Below are 16127 nucleotides of genomic sequence, written 5' to 3'. Positions count from 1 at the left end.
ACGAAGCGGTCTCAGGGAAAGGGAGTCACATGGCGGGTCGATTGGCGGTCATCGGAGCGGGGCTGATGGGGTCTGGCATCGCCCAGGTCGCCGCGCAGGCCGGGTGGGAGGTGACGCTGCGGGACCTGACGGACGAGGCGGTCGGCCGCGGCGTCGCGGCCATCGAGCAGTCGTTGACCAAGTTCGCGAGCAAGGGCGTGATCGCCGACGGGGACGTCCAGGCTGCGCTGGGGCGGATCACCACCACCACGGACCTCGACGCGGCGGCCGAGGCCGACATCGTGGTCGAGGCGGTGTTCGAGCGGCTGGACGTGAAGCAGGAGCTGTTCGGCACGCTGGACAAGATCTGCCGGGCCGACGCGGTGCTGGCGACGAACACGTCCGCGATCCCGGTGACGCAGATCGCGACCGCGACGCAGCGCCCCGAGCAGGTCGTGGGGACGCACTTCTTCAGCCCCGTGCCGGTGATGAAGCTGTGCGAGCTGGTGCGCGGGTACAAGACGAGCGACGCGACGCTGGCGACGGCCAGGAGCTTCGCGGAGGAGATCGGCAAGACCTGCATCGTGGTCAACCGGGACGTCGCCGGGTTCGTCACGACGCGGCTGATCGCCGCGCTGGTGGTCGAGGCGGTCAAGCTGGTGGAGAGCGGCGTGGTGAGCGCCGAGGACCTGGACCTGGCCTGCAAGCTGGGGTTCGGCCACGCGATGGGTCCGCTCGCGACCACCGACCTGACCGGCGTGGACGTGCTGTACCACGCGGCGAAGAACATCCACACCGACACGGCCGACCCGAAGTTCTTCCCGCCGGAGCTGCTGGCGCGGATGGTCATCGCCGGTGACCTGGGGCGCAAGTCGGGCAAGGGGTTCTACACGTACTCGTGAGCGGTGGCACCGGCTGGGGCGTCCGCGGGGAGCGTGGCCCCCGGCACGGTGAAGCTGAAGCGGCTGCCGCCGCCGGGGTTGTCCACGACGGTGATCGAGCCGCCGTGGCGGTCGATGACGCGGCGGCAGATCGCCAGGCCCAGGCCGGTACCGCCGTAGGACTGGCCGGCGTGCGCGCGGTGGAACGACTCGAAGACGTGCGGCTTGTCGGCGTCCGGCACGCCGATGCCCCGGTCGGCGACCTCGACGCGGACCCAGCCCGGGCCGGCCGGTGCCGCGCTGACGTCGATCTTCGGCACGCGGCCGGGGTGGACGTACTTGAGGGCGTTGCCGATGAGGTTGTCCAGCACGTGCCGCAGCAGGGCGGGGTCGGCCTCGACCCAGGGCAGCGGCCCGACGTAGATGTCGGGGCGGACCGGCAGGTGGTTGATGCGCTCGGCGATGACCTCGCCGACGAGCGCGGCCAGGTCCAGCGGCCGCAACCGCAGCGCCGCGTCGCGCGCGGTGGTGTAGGCGAGCAGGTCGTCGATGAGCCGCCGCATCCGCACCACCCCGGCGCTGACCCGCTCGACGCTGGCGGTGGCCTCCCGGGCCTCCGGCGAGTGCGGCAGGGCCGGCGCGAGGATGTCGCGGGCCATCTCGGCGTGCGCGGCGATGACGGCCAGGGGGTTCTTCAGGTCGTGCGCCACGATGCCGGCGAAGGCGGTCAGGTCGCCTTCGCGCTCCCGTACCTCGGTGATGTCGTGGAACACCGCGATGGCGCCGCGCCGGCCGTCGACGTCCAGCGGGCGCCCGCTGACGGACAGCAGGGTGCCCTCGGGCCGGGCGGCGTTGCGGATGACCATCTCGACCCGGTCGGTCGACTCGCCGGCGAGGGCCCGCACCAGCGGCAGCTCCTCGACGGGGAACGGGGTCACGCCGTCGGGCCGGAAGATGCCGTAGTGCTCCTGCCAGCCGTTGACGCCGTCGAGGTCGGCGTCGACGCCGAGCATCGCCTGGGCGGCGGGGTTGTGCACCAGGAAGGCGCCGTGCTCGTCGACGACGCCAACCCCGTCGCTGATCCGGTCGAGGATGCCGTTGAGCAGCGCGACCTGCCGGTGTGCGGTGCGTTCGGCCTCCCGCAGCCCGGCGGTCGCGGTGACGACCCGGGCCTCGGCGCGGGCCCGGCCGCCGGCCAGGGCCCACAGCATGCCGACGACCAGCAGGGTGAGCAGCGTGCCGCCGGTGCCGATCGCCAGGGGCGCGGTGTCCGCGGGGCCGTGCAGGCCGGCGAGCTGCCGGGAGTCGGCGCTCAGCTCGAGCCGCCACTGCCGGTTCGCGATCGGGATGGTCACCTGGCGGCGCAGGTCCGGGTGGGCGACCCGGTGCAGGAACGCGACCCGGGTGTCCTGGCCGCCGCCGTTGCCGGCCCAGAGGTCGGCGTCGACCTTGCCCTGGGTGGCCGCGTCCAGGACCCCGCCGACGAAGTCCTGGCCGCGCAGCCCGAAGGCGACCCAGCCCTTGAACGTCTTCGTGCCCGACGGCGTGGGGTTGCCGTACACCGGCGCGGCCAGGGCGAAGGAGAGCTGCTGCCGCGGCGCGGGCAGCCCACGGTCCCGCAGCAGCACGAAGGTGTCGGAGACGGCGGGCCGGCCGGCGCGGCGGGCCTCGTTGAGCGCGGCGGTCGGCTCGGCGGACTGCGACAGGTCGGTGCCGGCGGTGGTGGTGGCGGCGCCGTCCAGCGGCCGGGAGAAGATGACGAACAGGTGCTCCCGGCCGCTGCCCTTGACGGCCAGGTCGAGCCCGGCGACGCCGCGGTCGCGCCAGTACCGTTCGACCTCGCCGAGCTGCGCGTCCTGCGCGGCGACCACGAAGACCAGCGACGTAACCCCGGGCAGGCCGGCGTCGTGCAGCGGCGCCGTGGTCGAGGCGAAGTCGTCGAAGGTCAGCGTCTCGTGCGACCCGACCGCCGCGGCGACGGTGCGCAGCGTGTCGAGGTACCGGTTGACCTCCGTGCGGACCGCCGTTTCGGCGAGGGACGCGTCCCGGTCCATGACGGCGTCGGCGCGGGCCCGCTGGTTGTCGCGCAGCGAGCCGGCGGCGTGCCAGGACGCGGTGAGGCCGAGGACGAGCACGAGCAGGATGGCCAGGATGCCGATCGCGCCGGCATGCTGGACGGCCCTGCGCAGCCGACCCGTCACCCTGCCCTGATCGGCGGGCTGCGCGCGTTCCTGAGGGCTTGGCCCCGGTCGGTCCGGCCGGCCCGGCACGCTGAGTCCCGGTCGGTCCGGCCGTCGCGCCGGTCCGGCACGCTCAGCCGCGGTCGGTCCGGCCGGCTTGGCCGTCGCGCCGGTCCGGCGGGCTCAGCCCCGGTCGGTCCAGCGGAACGTGAACACGCACAGCGCCAGGCCGAGCACGACCCAGACGCCGAGCACGATCGCGACGTGCCCGAGCTGCCAGGCGCCGCCGACCTCGCGCACGGCGAACGAGTCGGGCAGGAACACCGAGCGCATGCCCTGGGTCATCCACTTCAGCGGGAACAGCGACGCGACGCTGCGCATCCACTCGGGGATCGTCGTGTACTGGAAGAACACGCCGGAGATGAACTGCAGCACCAGGGCGACGGGGGTCACGATCGCCGGCGCGCCGCGGCCGCTCCTGGCCAGCGAGGAGAACGCGATCCCGCACAGGGTGCACGCGCTGATGCCCAGCAGCGCCACCCAGCCGAACGTCACCCACTTCTCGGCGGTCGAGGGCACCGGCAGGTCGTAGAAGGCCGCGGCGGTCGCCACCAGCACCACGGTCTCGGCCGCGCCGATCGCCATGACCATGACGACCTTGCCGATGAAGTACGCCGTGCGCGGCATCGGCGTGCCGCGCAGCCGCTTCAGGATGCCCTTCTCGCGCTCCATCGGGATCTGGATCGCCAGGGACTGGAAGCCGGTGGTCAGCAGGCCGGCGGCGATGATGCCGGCGGCGAAGTACTGCGTGAACGACACGCCGGGGGCGATCTCGGCGTCGAAGACCGAGCCGAAGATGACGAGCAGCAGCAGCGGGAAGAACAGCGTGAAGATCACCGACTCCCGGCTGCGCAGGAACTGCTTGATCTCCAGCCCGCCACGGGCCAGTCCGAGCCGCAGGGTGGTCATTCGCCGGCGCCGATCATCCGCAGGTACACGTCCTCGAGGCTGGGTCTGGTGACGGTCAGGCCGGGGATCTCGCCGCCGAACTGCTCGGCGAGCCGGGCCACGACCGCGGTCGGGGTGTCGGTCTGCTCCTGGCGGGTCCCGTCCGGGGTGTGCCAGCCGACCGTGGCGGCGGAGGTGCCCCGGTCGCCGAGCCGGGCCGGGGTGTCCACGGCGACGAGCCGGCCGGCGGCGAGCACGCCGACCCGGTCGGCCAGCTGCTCCGCCTCGTCCAGGTAGTGCGTGGTGAGCAGGATCGTGGTGCCGGCGGCGGCGAGCTGCCGGATCAGGCCCCAGAACTCCCGCCGCGCCTCCGGGTCGAAGCCGGTCGTCGGCTCGTCGAGGAACAGCAGCTCAGGCCGGCCGATGATGCCGAGCGCCACGTCGAGGCGGCGCTTCTGACCACCGGACAGCACCCGGGTGCGGGCGCCGCGCTTCTCGGCCAGGCCGACCCGCTCGATGACGGCGTCCGGGTCGTCGGCGTTGCGGTAGTACCGCGCGAAATGGTGCACGACCTCACGCACCGTCAGGTCGTCGAACTCCCCGGTGCTCTGCAGCACGATGCCGACCCGCTGCCGCCACGCCGCGTCGGCGTGCTGGGGGTCGACGCCGAGGACGCTGGCCTCGCCGGACGTGCGGTGCCGGAACCCCTCGAGGATCTCCACGGTGGTCGTCTTGCCCGCGCCGTTGGGCCCGAGGAGGGCGAACACCTCGCCGCGGTGCACGTCGAGGTCGATGCCGTCGACGGCGACATGCCCCCGGTACCGCTTGTGTAGCCCGCGCACGGTGATCGCTTCCGTCACGGCGTTCACTATAGGCACCTGATGGCCGGTGAGGATTTTCACCGACCTGACCAAATTACCGTTCAGTAAGGTGCTCGTATGGCGAAGCTCCCCGAGCGCGACCGCCCGTGGGTCATGCGCACCTATGCCGGCCACTCCTCGGCCGCCGCGTCCAACGCGCTGTTCCGGCGCAACCTCGGCAAGGGGCAGACCGGCCTGTCGGTCGCCTTCGACCTGCCGACGCAGACCGGCTACGACCCCGACGCCGAGCTGGCGCGCGGTGAGGTCGGCCGGGTCGGCGTGCCGGTGTCGCACCTGGGCGACATGCGCACGCTGTTCGACGGCATCGACCTCGGCCTCGCCAACACGTCGATGACCATCAACGCGACCGCGATGTGGCTGCTCGGCCTGTACGTGACCATCGCGCGCGAGCAGGGGGCGCCGCTGGACGCGCTGGCCGGCACCACGCAGAACGACATCGTCAAGGAGTACCTGTCCCGGGGCACGCACATCTTCCCGCCGGGGCCGTCGCTGCGCCTGACCGCCGACACCATCGCGTGGACTGTGGCGAACTGCCCGAAGTGGAACCCGGTCAACATCTGCTCCTACCACCTGCAGGAGGCCGGCGCGACGCCCGTGCAGGAGCTGGCGTTCGCCCTGGCCACCGCGATCGCCGTGCTGGACGCGGTCCGCGACTGCGGCCAGGTGCCGCCGGAGCGCTTCACGCAGGTCGCCGCCCGGATCTCGTTCTTCGTCAACGCCTCGGTCCGCTTCGTGGAGGAGACCGCGAAGATGCGGGCGTTCGGCCGGCTCTGGGCCACGCTGCTGAGCGACCGGTACGGCATCACGGACCGGGCCGCGCAGCGCTTCCGCTACGGCGTGCAGGTCAACAGCCTCGGCCTCACCGAGTCGCAGCCCGAGAACAACGTGCAGCGCATCGTGCTGGAGATGCTCGGCGTGACCCTGTCACGGGACGCGCGGGCGCGGGCCGTGCAGCTGCCGGCGTGGAACGAGGCGCTCGGCCTGCCGCGCCCGTGGGACCAGCAGTGGTCGCTGCGCATGCAGCAGGTCCTCGCCTTCGAGTCCGACCTGCTGGAGTACCCCGACCTGTTCGAGGGCTCGCACGTCATGACCGCCCTCGTCGACGACCTCGTCGCCGGGGCGTCCGCCGAGCTCGACCGGGTCCTGGAGATGGGCGGCGTCGTCGCGGCCGTCGAGTCCGGGTACCTCAAGAGCGCGCTCGTCGCCTCCCTCGCCGAGCGGCGCGGCCGGATGGAGCGCGGCGAGGACGTCGTCGTCGGCGTCAACCGCTTCGTCGAGACCGAGCCGTCGCCGCTGGTCGCGGCCGGTGCCGCGGCGATCGAGCAGATCGACCCGGCGGTCGAGGCGCAGGCCGTGGCGTCCGTCGTCGCCTGGCGCGCCGCCCGCCCCGCCGGCGAGGCCGAGGCCGCGCTCGCCCGGCTGCGGGAGGTCGCCGCCGGCACCGGCAACCTCATGGAGGCCACCCTCGACTGCGTCCGCGCCGGCGTGACCACCGGCGAGTGGGCCTCGGTGCTGCGCGAGGTCTTCGGCGAGTACCGCGCGCCGACCGGCCTCACCGGTGCCGTGTCCGCCGGCTCGCCCGGCACCGCGCTGGCGGCGGTGCGCGAACGGGTCCGGCGCACCGCCGAGGAGCTCGGCGCCGGCCGGCTGCGGATGCTGGTCGGCAAGCCCGGCCTCGACGGGCACTCCAACGGGGCCGAGCAGATCGCCGTGCGCGCCCGCGACGCCGGCTTCGAGGTCGTGTACCAGGGGATCCGCCTCACCCCGGCGCAGATCGTCGCGGCCGCGGTCGAGGAGGACGTCGACCTCGTCGGGCTGTCCGTGCTGTCCGGCTCGCACCTGGCCGCGGTCGCGTCGGTCCTGGCCGGGCTGCGCGCCGAGGGCCTCGACGACCTGCCGGTCGTGGTCGGCGGCATCATCCCGCCCGAGGACGCCGCGACGCTGCGCGCGTCGGGCGTCGCCCGGGTCTTCACGCCGAAGGACTTCGCCATCACCGACGTCGTGGACGAGCTGGTCACCGTCGTGCGGGAGGCGCACAAGCTGCCCTGAGGCCCCTTTATGTCGGCCGGTACCCCTGGGCCTGCGCCCACCTGGCGGCGGCCTTCTCCTCCTTGCGGCGCCTGCGCCGGCGCATCATCCACCAGAACGCCACGAACAGCAGCACGATGAACAGCAGCACCAGCACCGGCAGGATGATCGCCACCAGCGACATCGCGACGCTCGCGATGTCCTCGATCGTGCTCGCCACCGGCGCGCCGAAGCCCGCCGTGCTCGCGTTGATCACCGGTCTGGACGCCGCCTTCATCCCGTGCACGCCCAGCGAGATCGCCCCGCCGACGACGATCGGCACCCACTGGTGGCTGGTGAAGAACGACCCGGGATCGGTCACGGTCACCGTCTCGGAGCTCGACGCCGCGCCGAAGGCGAGACCGCCCGCGGTCGGCCGCACGAACGTCTGGATGACGTCGTTGACGTGGTCGACCACCGGCACCTTGTCGGCGACGAACTCGATCGCCAGCAGCGCCGCGACGATCGCGAGGGTCCACCCGTTCTCCATCCACGCCCAGTTGTCGGGCAGCGTGATGAGATCGGTGTACCTCGCCAGTACGCCGATGGCGAGCAAGGGTATGTAGGCGTTCAACCCGGCCGATGTGGCCAGGCCGAGGCCCGTCAATGACTCCAGCACATGCCTAGCATGACATCGACGCGCCACATCGGCGCTGCGTAGCGGGTGTCGGTCCGGCATCACCGGCGGCTGCGGCTAGGCTGTCGCGGTGCGTCTCGTCATCGCCAAGTGCTCGGTCGACTACATCGGCCGGCTCACGGCCCACCTGCCGCCCGCCACCCGCCTCATCATGGTCAAGTCCGACGGCTCCGTGCTGGTGCACTCCGACACCGGTGGCTACAAGCCGCTGATGTGGATGACCCCGCCCTGCCGCCTGGAGGAGTCCGAAGGCCTGTGGAGGGTCGTCAACAAGGGCGGTGAGGAGCTGCAGATCACCGTCGAGGAGATCCTGCACGACGGCGCCCACGTCCTCGGCACCGACCCCGGCCTGGTCAAGGACGGCGTCGAGGCCCACCTGCAGGTCCTGCTCGCGGCCGCCCCGCAGACCCTCGGCGAGGGCTACACCCTGGTGCGCCGCGAGTACATGACCGCCATCGGCCCCGTCGACCTGCTCTGCAAGGACGCCGACGGCGCGTCGGTCGCGGTCGAGATCAAACGGCGCGGTGAGATCGACGGCGTCGAGCAGCTCACCCGCTACCTGGAGCTGCTGGGCCGCGACCCGCTGCTCGCCCCGGTCCGTGGCATCTTCGCCGCCCAGGAGATCAAACCGCAGGCCAGGGTCCTCGCCGAGGACCGCGGCATCCGCTGCGTCGTGCTGGACTACAACGCCCTGCGCGGCGTGGTGAAGGACGAGCTGACGCTGTTCTGAGCTAGCTGCCGCAGCGAAGCTGCGGCGGCGGGGGTTCCCACCCGCGGCCCCCATGCTCGCTGCGTTCGCACTGCCTGCGCTGCGCGCGGCAGCTTGTGCGCGTGCGCGCGCATCGACCCGGTCACCGTCCGTCGTCGCGCCCGTTTTGCCCACCCGGATACCGCTCCGGCGGTGCCCCCAACCGTCCGCCGACCGGGGAAGCAGAAGTCATTGTCGATCGTGCTGGCCGCCGGGCCGCGCGGCGACAGCCCGCAGCGCACGGTGATGCTGGACGGCATCCGGTGCCCAGGTTGCCCGGCGGCCAGCACAGGATCCGCCCGGATCGGGTCCTGTCCGACAAAACGTATATGTCCCGTGCCGACCGTCGCTACCTGCGACGCCACCTGCCTCGATCAGGAGACCTGCAAGCAACGCCGTGGAGTGCGGCATCAAACCGGATCGAACGCAACCGCGGCGTCGTGCCGCCAGACTCGACGATCTCGCTGCGGGCCACGCGGCTGCGGTCGTCGATGGCGCCGTGCAGGTGGCTGTAGCGGAGGTTGGGCCGGCCGTGAATCTCGCGCGTGCGGCGTGCCGGGCCGCCGTGTGCGGAACTGTTGAGGTCCCCGTCAACCGCGGAGCCGGGGACGGATCCCCTGCTCGGCGCGGTTCGACGGTCGGGTGTGGTTACTTGGAGCGGCCGTGGACGAGCTTCACGATCTTCAGAACCTGCCGCATGGTCTTCGGGGCGCGGTCGAAGGTGGTGATGGCCAGCAGGCTCGGGCCGCGGCGCTTGACGATGGCCTTGGCGCGGGTGAACTCGCGCAGGCCGTCCTCGCCGTGGATGCGGCCGAAGCCTGAGCCGCCGACGCCGCCGAAGGGCAGCGACGGCATGCCGGCGAAGGTGAGGGCCGAGTTGATCGAGGTCATGCCGGAGCGGACGCCGCGGGCCAGTTCCAGGCCCCGGGACTTGGAGAAGATGGCGCCGCCCAGGCCGTAGCCGGTGCCGTTGGCGAGCCTGACGGCCTCGTCGGCGTCCTTGACTCGGGCGATGGTGAGCGTCGGCCCGAAGGTCTCCTCCTGCACGGCGGCGGCGTCCTCGGGCACGTCGACCAGGATGGTCGGGCTGACGAACGGCGGGCGCACCGCCTCGGCACCGCCGAGGACCGCGCGGCCGCCGCGGGTCAGGGCGTCCTCGATGTGCCGGCGGATGACGTCGATCTGCGAGGGCATGGTGATCGGGCCCACGTCGGCGGTGCCCTCCTCGCCGACGGTGAGCTTCGCGGCGCGGGCGACCACCCGGCCCAGGAAGGCGTCGTAGACGCCGTCGGCGACGTACACGCGCTCGATGCCGACGCAGGTCTGGCCGGCGTTGGTCAGCCCGCCCCAGACGCAGGCGTCGGCGGCCGCGTCCAGGTCGGCGTCGGCGGCGACGATCATGGCGTCCTTGCCGCCGCACTCGAGCAGCACGGGGGTCAGCGACTCGGCGGCGGCCGCCATGACCTTCTTGCCCGTCGCCGTGGAGCCGGTGAACGCGATCTTGTCGACGCCGGAGCGGCACAGGGCGCCGCCGACGTCGCCCATGCCGTGCACGATCTGCAGCACGGGGCGCTCCGGGACGACCTCGGCGAAGCGGTCGACGATCCACTGGCCGACCGCGGGCGTGTACTCGCTCGGCTTGAACACCACGGCGTTGCCGGCGGCGAGGGCGTACGCGATCGAACCCATCGGCGTGAGCACCGGGTAGTTCCACGGACCGATCACGCCGATCACGCCGAACGGCAGATACTCCAGGTAGGAGGTGTGCTCGGCGAGCAGCACGGACGAGCCGACCCGGCGCCGGCCGAGGACCTTGCGCGCGTGGTTGGCGGCCCAGGCGATGTGGTCGATCGCGCCGATCGCCTCGACGAGGGCGTCCGCGATGGGCTTGCCGCCCTCGCGGTGCATGAGCTCGGCGAGCTCCTCCAGACGGTTGGTGAGCACGCTGCGGAACGCGAGCAACCGCTTGCGCCGGCCCGCGAACCCGAGTCCCGCCCACCAACCCGCCGCGTCCCGGGCCCGGGCGACGGCGTCGGTGACATGATCGGGGGAGGCCACGGGGAAGCGGCCGATCTCGTCGCCGCTGGCCGGGCTGGTCGAGATCAGCGAGCCCTCGTCGATGGCGGGGACGCCGGGAGTTCGCGTGGCGGTCATTGCGCGAGTGTAAACCCGGAAATTACTCACGAGTAGCCCCGAAACCATGTCGAGAACGCCGCGTCCGCCACGACCGTCCGGCACCAGATGAGAAGGAGCAGTCATGAAGGTCGAGACGCTGAAGGTTCCCGGGGCCACCCTGCACTACGAGGTCCGCGGCAGCGGCCCCGTCCTGCTGCTGATCTGCGGCGGCGTGTACGACGCGGAGGGTTTCGCCGGCCTCGCCGAGGCGCTCGCGGGGGACCGGACCGTCGTCACCTACGACCGGCGGGGCAACTCGCGCAGCCGCCTGGACGGCCCGCCGGCCGTGCAGTCGGTGGAGGAGCACGGCGACGACGCGTACCGGCTGCTCGCCGCCGTCGGGGTCGCCGAGGACGAGCCGGCCGACGTGTTCGGCAACAGCTCCGGCGCCGAGATCGCCCTGGACCTCGCGGCCCGGCACCCGGAGCTGGTGCGCGCCGTGGTCGCGCACGAGCCGCCGGCGTTCGAGCTGCTCGCCGACGGCGGCCACTTCCGCGAAGTGATCAAGCGGGTCGAGGAGACCTTCCACCGCGACGGCTGGGAGGCGGCGATGGGCGTCTTCGCCGCCGGCATCGAGATGGCCGGGGAGGAGCCGGCGGCGGGGAGCGCGCCCTCACCGGACGCGATCGCCCGGATGCAGGCCAATCTGCCGTTCTTCGTGGGGTACGAGGTGCCGCCGTTCGGCGGGTGGGTGCCGGACCTGGACACGCTGCGCTCGGGGCCCGTGCGGATCGTGCCGGCGGTCGGGTCGGCGAGCGCCGGCGAGGCGCCGCACCGGGTCGGCGTGGAGCTGGGCGCGCGGCTCGGGGTGCCGGTCGCCGAGTTCCCCGGCGGGCACGGCGGCCACGGCGACGTCGCCGCCTTCGCCCCGCGCCTGCGCGAGGTCCTCACGCGGTAGGCCCGGCCGGCGGTCCCGTCGGGGCTTCTTTCAGGGGTGCGCTCCTGTCTAGGGCGCGTGCTCCTTGATGATCCGCTCGGCGACGGTCATCGGGTCGGCGAGCCGCCCCTCGGCGTGCGCGTCGATCCACCGCTGCTGGCCCGGGAAGTACGTGCCGGACGCGGCCGCGCGGCGGATGTTGTCCTGCATGCCGGTGTCCATCTGCCCGGGGTCGACGCTGGCGACGGTGACCCGCTCGTCGCCGGCGACCTGGGAGGCGACCGCCTCGAAGAAGGTCTCGCCGGCGGCCTTGGTGGTGCAGTACAGCGACCAGCCGTCGATGATGCGGTGCGCGGCGCCGGAGGAGATGAACAGCACCCGCAGCCGCGCGCCGCCGGGCGCCGCGCGCAGGAAGCTGTTGGTCAGCACCACGGGCGCGGTCAGGTTGACCGCGATCGCCTGCGTGATCGCCTCGGTGCTCAACCTGCCGACGGCCCCGATCGGCTCGACGACCGCGGCGTTGTGCAGCAGCACCGCCTCGTCCGAGTCGCGCAGGAACGCCCGCAGCGTGTCGTGGTCGGGCAGCCAGTGCGCGTCGGCCACGTCGGTGGAGAAGAGCGTGACGTCACCGGGCCGCTCGTCGCGCAGCTGCTGCTGCTCGGGGGTGAAGTGCCGGCCGATCGCCAGGATCCGGTCACCGCGTGCGCTGCACACATCGAAGAGGGCGGCGCCCAGGCCGCGGGACACCCCGGTGATCACGACGGCACGCATGCGGTCACTCTATTCCTGTCCGCCCGGGCGCCGACAGGCTCTGTGGTTCCGATGCGGTGACGGCTTTCCGGCGGCGTGCCGGCGGCCCGTTCGGGTGGCGTACCGTGGCGGCCGCATGACGCGTCAGGTCCTGGCTCTCGGCACCGGCGGGCCCTTCGGGGCGCCGGGGCAGGTCGAGCCGAGCCGGTCGGCGACGGCCCCGAGCGCGTCGGCGAGCGCCGCGGTCTGCGCCTCGTCGAGGTGGTCGAAGATGAGCCGCCGCACGTCGGCGAGGTGGGCGGGGGAGACCTGCTCGGCGAAGCGGCGGCCGGCCTCGGTGACCTTGGCGATGCTGACCCGCCCGTCGCACGCGTCGCCGGTGACCTCGACGTAACCGAGGTCGACGAGCTTGCGCATGCGGTGGCTGAGCCGGCTCTGCGACATGTTCATCTGCGCCGCCAGCTCCGACAGGCGCAGCCCCTCGTGCTGGTCGCTGAGGGCGGCCAGCAGCCCGTACTCCACGTGCACCAGCCCGTGCGGGCGGAACGTGCGCTCCAGCTCGGGGAAGCCGACCAGCACGATGGCCAGCAGCGACATCCAAGCGCGCCGCTCGGTGTCGTCCAGCCATCGTGTCTCGTCGTTCATGGCATCCATGGTGCCTGGGGGTCGCGCGCCCTGGCCAACGCCACGTCCGATACGCGTCAGAACCGGCCGATCGCGATGACCAGCGCGATCGCGCCGAGCACCAGGTTGACCGGGAGGACGGCGTACTCCTTGGCGCGTACGTGGTCGACGATCGCGAGCAGCATGATCACGAGCAGGCCGACGGCGGCGAGTGGGGTCAGCACGGTGGCGATGCCGGTCGCCCACGGCAGGATCAGGCCGAGCCCGCCGAGCAGCTCCATGACGCCGATGAATGTGATGGTCCCGGCGCTTCGCCGCTGGGTCCAGGTCATGTTGGCGGGCAGCTTCTCCTTCGGCTGGGTCGCCTTCATGAGCCCGGCCGCGATGAACGCGGCGCCGAGCAGGCCCTGCAGGACCCAGAGAATGATGTTCATAACTTCTTCCCCTCAGTTGGTTTAAGCTTCAAGCACATGGTGCGGCACCTGTACTTGAAGCGTCAAGCAATTAGGGGTGCATCCCGGGCGGGTGAGCATGGTTCACCTCCGGGCGGCCCACGGTGGCCGCATGAGTGCGACATCGACAACGAGCCGCCAATCCGGGTGGGTCACCGGCTTCGCCGTCTTCGGCGGCAGCATGATGGTCGTCATCGGCATCTTCCAGGTCGTGGTCGGGCTGACCGCGATCTTCGAGGACACCTTCTACGTGCTCACCGACAACTACCTCTTCGGCTTCGACGTCCAGACCTGGGGCTGGATCCACCTGGCTCTCGGCGTGATCGTCGCGGCCGGCGGCGTGGGGGTGCTCGCCGGCCAGGTGTGGGCGAGAGTCCTCGGCATCGTCCTGGCCGCCATCAGCGCGGTCGCCAACTTCCTGTTCCTGCCGTACTACCCGCTGTGGTCCATGCTCATCATCGCGGCCGACGTCGCGGTCATCTGGGCCCTCACCAAGTACGACCGGAACATGTGGGCCGACAACATGTGATGCACCTCCACCTGGGTGCCACGATGCGGTGATGCACGTCACCACCCGAGGCCCTGCCGACGGCCCTGCCGTCCTGCTCATCCACGGAAATTGTTCATCGTCCGGATATTGGGAGCCCTTGCTTCGCCACCTGCCGCAGGACTGGCGGATCGTCGCGCCGGACCTGCGGGGGTACGGCGAGAGCCCCGCACTCGGCGTCGACGCCACCCGCGGCGTGCGCGACTTCGCCGACGACATCGCCCCGCTGCTGGCCGGCTTCGCGCGCAAGCCCGTCGTGGTCGGGCACTCGCTCGGCGGCGGCGTCGCGATGCAGCTGCTGCTGGACCATCCCGAGTCGATCGCCGCGCTCGTGCTGGAGGCGCCGGTCTCCCCGTACGGGTTCGGCGGCACCCGGGACCTCGACGGCACCCCGACCACGCCCGACTTCGCCGGCACCGGCGGCGGCTCGGCGAACCCCGACTTCGTGCGGCTGCTCGCCGCGAAGGACCGGGGCACCGAGGAGCAGGCCAGCCCGCGCAACGTCATGCGCGCCTTCTACGTCGCCGACCCGGCCGCGTTCGGCGACGACGAGGAGCTCCTGCTGGACACCATGCTCAGCACCGCCGTCGGCGACGACCAGTACCCCGGCACCGGCTCCACCAGCGACCACTGGCCCGGCGTCGGCCCCGGCGACCGCGGCGTGCTCAACACCCTGTCCCCGCGCTGGCTGAACCTCTCCGGCATCGTCGACCTGCCCGTCAAGCCGCCGATCACGTGGATCCGCGGCGACCAGGACGCGATCGTCTCCGACGCCTCGTTCTTCGACCTCGCCCAGCTCGGCAAGCTCGGCCTCGTCCCCGGCTGGCCGGGCGAGGAGGCCTGCCCGCCCCAGCCGATGATCGGCCAGACCAGGGCCGTGCTGACCGCGTACGGGCCGTACACGGAAATCGTCTACGAAGGATGCGGCCACTCCCCGCACGTGGAGCGCGCCGAGGACTTCGCCGCCGAACTGGCGAGGGTGGTCGCCGCCGCCTAGCCTGATCACCGTGGATGTGACCGACAGCTCCGGGCTCGTGGCCTTCATCTCCGCCGCCGCGGTGCTCATCGGAGTGGTCGGCGTCGTGGTCCCCATGCTCCCCGGCCTGCTGCTGTGCTGGGCCGGGGTCATGGTGTGGGCGCTCTTCGGCGGCCACGGCGCCGTCGGCTGGACGGTCGCCGTGGCCGCCACCCTCGTGCTGGCCCTCGGGTTCACCGCCAAGTACCTGGTCCCCGGGCGCAACCTCAAGCGCGCCGGCGTGCCGAACCTGACCCTGTTCCTGGGCGGTCTGCTGGGCATCGTCGGGTTCTTCCTGATCCCGGTCGTCGGCCTGGTCATCGGCTTCGTCCTGGGCGTGTTCATCGTCGAGCGGGTCCGGCAGAAGGACAACGCGCGCGCCTGGGAGTCCACCAAACACGCGCTCAAGGCGGCCGGGGTGTCGATGCTCATCGAACTCGCCACGGCGCTGCTGATCGCCGGGATCTGGCTCGGCGGGCTGCTGGTCGCCTGAGGGTTTTTGTCGGGGGGTCGGCTTAGCATGTCGGCATGGAAATCGGGCAGCACATCGATGCGCTGGAGCGTGCCGGGCTCGACTTCGTCGACGCCGCCGAGAAGGCGGGCCTCGACGCCGCGGTGCCGACCTGCCCCGAGTGGACGGTCCGCGACCTCGTGCAGCACGTGGGCTATGTCCACCGCTGGGCGACCGCGTATGTCCGCGACGCCCGGCCCGCCGTCCTCACCGACGACGAGGAGGAGGGTGCCGTCGGCCCCATGCCCGCCGACGCCGACCTCGTCGCCTGGTTCCAGGAGGGGCACGTCGCCCTCGTCGACCAGCTCCGCGCCGCCCCCGCCGACCTGACCTGCTGGCACTTCCTGCCGGCCGACTCCCCGCTCTCCTTCTGGGCCCGCCGCCAGGCCCACGAGACGATCGTCCACCGCGCCGACCTGCACGCCGCCATCGGCCAGCCCGACGGCGTCGACCGTGACCTCGGCGTCGACGGCATCGACGAGCTGCTCATGGCGTTCTACGCCGCCCGCGGCCGCCGCCTGCGCTGCGACGAGCCCGCCGTCCTCGCCGTCGAGGCCGCCGACGCCCCCCACTCCTGGACGGTCCGCATGGGCCCGACCGGCGCCGACATCACCCGCGGCACACCCACCGCCGCCGACTGCACCCTGCGCGGGCCCGCCAGCGACCTGTATCTCGCGCTGTGGAACCGGCGCACCACCACCGACCTCCACGTCCACGGCGACGAGGCCGTGCTGGCCCTGTGGCGCGAGCGCGCCACGATCCGCTGGACCTGACCGACCGCCGAGTCCACCCGGCCGGCGCGGCGACTGCCGGGACCGCTGCGCTGACCGGGTGCCGGCGGGCCGGCTGCGCCTG

General features: G+C 72.4%; 16 protein-coding genes. 8 read left to right on the top strand and 8 right to left on the bottom strand.

Annotated features, from left to right (window positions below; all coding sequences use genetic code 11):
- The first annotated feature begins 29 nt into the window (after window positions 1–29).
- The gene (locus OP18_RS29340; protein ID WP_033362315.1) at window positions 30–881 is read left to right on the top strand and encodes a 3-hydroxyacyl-CoA dehydrogenase family protein; all 852 of its coding nucleotides are present in this window, start codon (window positions 30–32) and stop codon (window positions 879–881) included.
- Here the strand turns inward: OP18_RS29340 and OP18_RS29335 are convergent.
- The 3 genes from OP18_RS29335 to OP18_RS29325 all read right to left on the bottom strand — a co-directional run bounded on the left by OP18_RS29335 (window position 866) and on the right by OP18_RS29325 (window position 4848).
- On the bottom strand, window positions 866–3061 hold the full coding sequence (locus OP18_RS29335; RefSeq protein ID WP_052387533.1) for an ATP-binding protein: 2196 nt from the start codon (window positions 3059–3061) through the stop codon (window positions 866–868). The genes OP18_RS29340 and OP18_RS29335 overlap by 16 nt on opposite strands.
- Window positions 3062–3223: 162 nt before the next feature.
- Window positions 3224–4009 carry an ABC transporter permease gene (locus tag OP18_RS29330; protein ID WP_033362314.1) on the bottom strand — a complete coding sequence of 262 codons (786 nt, stop codon included), beginning with the start codon at window positions 4007–4009 and terminating at the stop codon, window positions 3224–3226.
- Window positions 4006–4848: an ABC transporter ATP-binding protein gene (locus tag OP18_RS29325; RefSeq protein WP_156089877.1), complete on the bottom strand. Its 843-nt coding sequence runs from the start codon at window positions 4846–4848 to the stop codon at window positions 4006–4008. The genes OP18_RS29330 and OP18_RS29325 overlap by 4 nt, the downstream gene beginning before the upstream one ends.
- A gap of 78 nt (window positions 4849–4926) precedes the next feature.
- Here OP18_RS29325 and OP18_RS29320 point away from each other — a divergent pair, with 78 nt between their 5' ends.
- Window positions 4927–6918, top strand: a complete 1992-nt coding sequence (locus OP18_RS29320) for a protein meaA (RefSeq protein ID WP_033362313.1) — start codon at window positions 4927–4929, stop codon at window positions 6916–6918.
- A 7-nt stretch (window positions 6919–6925) separates the two neighbouring features.
- Here the strand turns inward: OP18_RS29320 and OP18_RS29315 are convergent, their stop codons facing one another.
- Window positions 6926–7555, bottom strand: coding sequence for a DUF4126 domain-containing protein (locus OP18_RS29315; RefSeq protein ID WP_033362312.1), 630 nt, complete (start codon window positions 7553–7555; stop codon window positions 6926–6928).
- An 88-nt stretch (window positions 7556–7643) separates the two neighbouring features.
- Between OP18_RS29315 and nucS the strand changes: the two genes are divergently transcribed.
- A complete protein-coding gene (gene nucS / locus OP18_RS29310) occupies window positions 7644–8303 on the top strand; it encodes an endonuclease NucS (protein ID WP_033362311.1) in 660 nt (219 codons plus the stop codon).
- Window positions 8304–8969: 666 nt separating this feature from the next.
- Here nucS and OP18_RS29305 read toward each other — a convergent pair.
- Window positions 8970–10475 (bottom strand): aldehyde dehydrogenase family protein, encoded by a 1506-nt coding sequence (locus OP18_RS29305; RefSeq protein ID WP_033362310.1) that lies wholly within the window; start codon window positions 10473–10475, stop codon window positions 8970–8972.
- Between the two features lie 103 nt (window positions 10476–10578).
- Here OP18_RS29305 and OP18_RS29300 point away from each other — a divergent pair, with 103 nt between their 5' ends.
- Window positions 10579–11394 (top strand): alpha/beta fold hydrolase, encoded by an 816-nt coding sequence (locus OP18_RS29300; protein WP_033362309.1) that lies wholly within the window; start codon window positions 10579–10581, stop codon window positions 11392–11394.
- Between the two features lie 48 nt (window positions 11395–11442).
- Here the strand turns inward: OP18_RS29300 and OP18_RS29295 are convergent, their stop codons facing one another.
- The 3 genes from OP18_RS29295 to OP18_RS29285 all read right to left on the bottom strand — a co-directional run bounded on the left by OP18_RS29295 (window position 11443) and on the right by OP18_RS29285 (window position 13181).
- Window positions 11443–12144, bottom strand: coding sequence for an SDR family NAD(P)-dependent oxidoreductase (locus OP18_RS29295; RefSeq protein ID WP_052387532.1), 702 nt, complete (start codon window positions 12142–12144; stop codon window positions 11443–11445).
- 123 nt (window positions 12145–12267) lie between these two features.
- Complete coding sequence (locus OP18_RS29290; RefSeq protein WP_052387531.1) at window positions 12268–12768, bottom strand: MarR family winged helix-turn-helix transcriptional regulator; 501 nt, start codon at window positions 12766–12768, stop codon at window positions 12268–12270.
- Window positions 12769–12824: 56 nt separating this feature from the next.
- The gene (locus tag OP18_RS29285) at window positions 12825–13181 is read right to left on the bottom strand and encodes a DoxX family protein (protein WP_033362308.1); all 357 of its coding nucleotides are present in this window, start codon (window positions 13179–13181) and stop codon (window positions 12825–12827) included.
- Between the two features lie 130 nt (window positions 13182–13311).
- On the opposite strand from OP18_RS29285, the gene OP18_RS29280 reads away from it, so the two are divergent.
- From OP18_RS29280 to OP18_RS29265, 4 genes are read left to right on the top strand one after another with little or no spacing between them, the layout of a single operon-like run.
- The gene (locus tag OP18_RS29280) at window positions 13312–13728 is read left to right on the top strand and encodes a DUF7144 family membrane protein (protein ID WP_033362307.1); all 417 of its coding nucleotides are present in this window, start codon (window positions 13312–13314) and stop codon (window positions 13726–13728) included.
- A 31-nt stretch (window positions 13729–13759) separates the two neighbouring features.
- On the top strand, window positions 13760–14743 hold the full coding sequence (locus OP18_RS29275) for an alpha/beta hydrolase (RefSeq protein WP_052387530.1): 984 nt from the start codon (window positions 13760–13762) through the stop codon (window positions 14741–14743).
- Between the two features lie 10 nt (window positions 14744–14753).
- Window positions 14754–15254, top strand: a complete 501-nt coding sequence (locus tag OP18_RS29270; RefSeq protein ID WP_033362305.1) for a DUF456 domain-containing protein — start codon at window positions 14754–14756, stop codon at window positions 15252–15254.
- A gap of 35 nt (window positions 15255–15289) precedes the next feature.
- Window positions 15290–16045, top strand: a complete 756-nt coding sequence (locus OP18_RS29265) for a maleylpyruvate isomerase family mycothiol-dependent enzyme (RefSeq protein WP_033362304.1) — start codon at window positions 15290–15292, stop codon at window positions 16043–16045.
- Window positions 16046–16127 lie beyond the last annotated feature (82 nt).

This window comes from Dactylosporangium aurantiacum (genome assembly GCF_000716715.1).
GTDB lineage: Bacteria > Actinomycetota > Actinomycetes > Mycobacteriales > Micromonosporaceae > Dactylosporangium > Dactylosporangium aurantiacum.
This window is presented reverse-complemented; position numbering and strand designations above follow the sequence as displayed.

Excerpts from the sequence above, each read along its gene's own strand:
- OP18_RS29265 (WP_033362304.1), top strand. The coding sequence starts at position 15,290 with ATGGAAATCGGGCAGCACATCGATGCGCTGGAGCGTGCCGGGCTCGAC.
- OP18_RS29285 (WP_033362308.1), bottom strand. The coding sequence starts at position 13,181 with ATGAACATCATTCTCTGGGTCCTGCAGGGCCTGCTCGGCGCCGCGTTC.
- OP18_RS29320 (WP_033362313.1), top strand. The coding sequence starts at position 4,927 with ATGGCGAAGCTCCCCGAGCGCGACCGCCCGTGGGTCATGCGCACCTAT.
- OP18_RS29340 (WP_033362315.1), top strand. The coding sequence starts at position 30 with ATGGCGGGTCGATTGGCGGTCATCGGAGCGGGGCTGATGGGGTCTGGC.
- OP18_RS29275 (WP_052387530.1), top strand. The coding sequence starts at position 13,760 with ATGCACGTCACCACCCGAGGCCCTGCCGACGGCCCTGCCGTCCTGCTC.
- OP18_RS29305 (WP_033362310.1), bottom strand. The coding sequence starts at position 10,475 with ATGACCGCCACGCGAACTCCCGGCGTCCCCGCCATCGACGAGGGCTCG.
- OP18_RS29295 (WP_052387532.1), bottom strand. The coding sequence starts at position 12,144 with ATGCGTGCCGTCGTGATCACCGGGGTGTCCCGCGGCCTGGGCGCCGCC.
- OP18_RS29290 (WP_052387531.1), bottom strand. The coding sequence starts at position 12,768 with ATGAACGACGAGACACGATGGCTGGACGACACCGAGCGGCGCGCTTGG.
- OP18_RS29280 (WP_033362307.1), top strand. The coding sequence starts at position 13,312 with ATGAGTGCGACATCGACAACGAGCCGCCAATCCGGGTGGGTCACCGGC.
- OP18_RS29330 (WP_033362314.1), bottom strand. The coding sequence starts at position 4,009 with ATGACCACCCTGCGGCTCGGACTGGCCCGTGGCGGGCTGGAGATCAAG.
- OP18_RS29300 (WP_033362309.1), top strand. The coding sequence starts at position 10,579 with ATGAAGGTCGAGACGCTGAAGGTTCCCGGGGCCACCCTGCACTACGAG.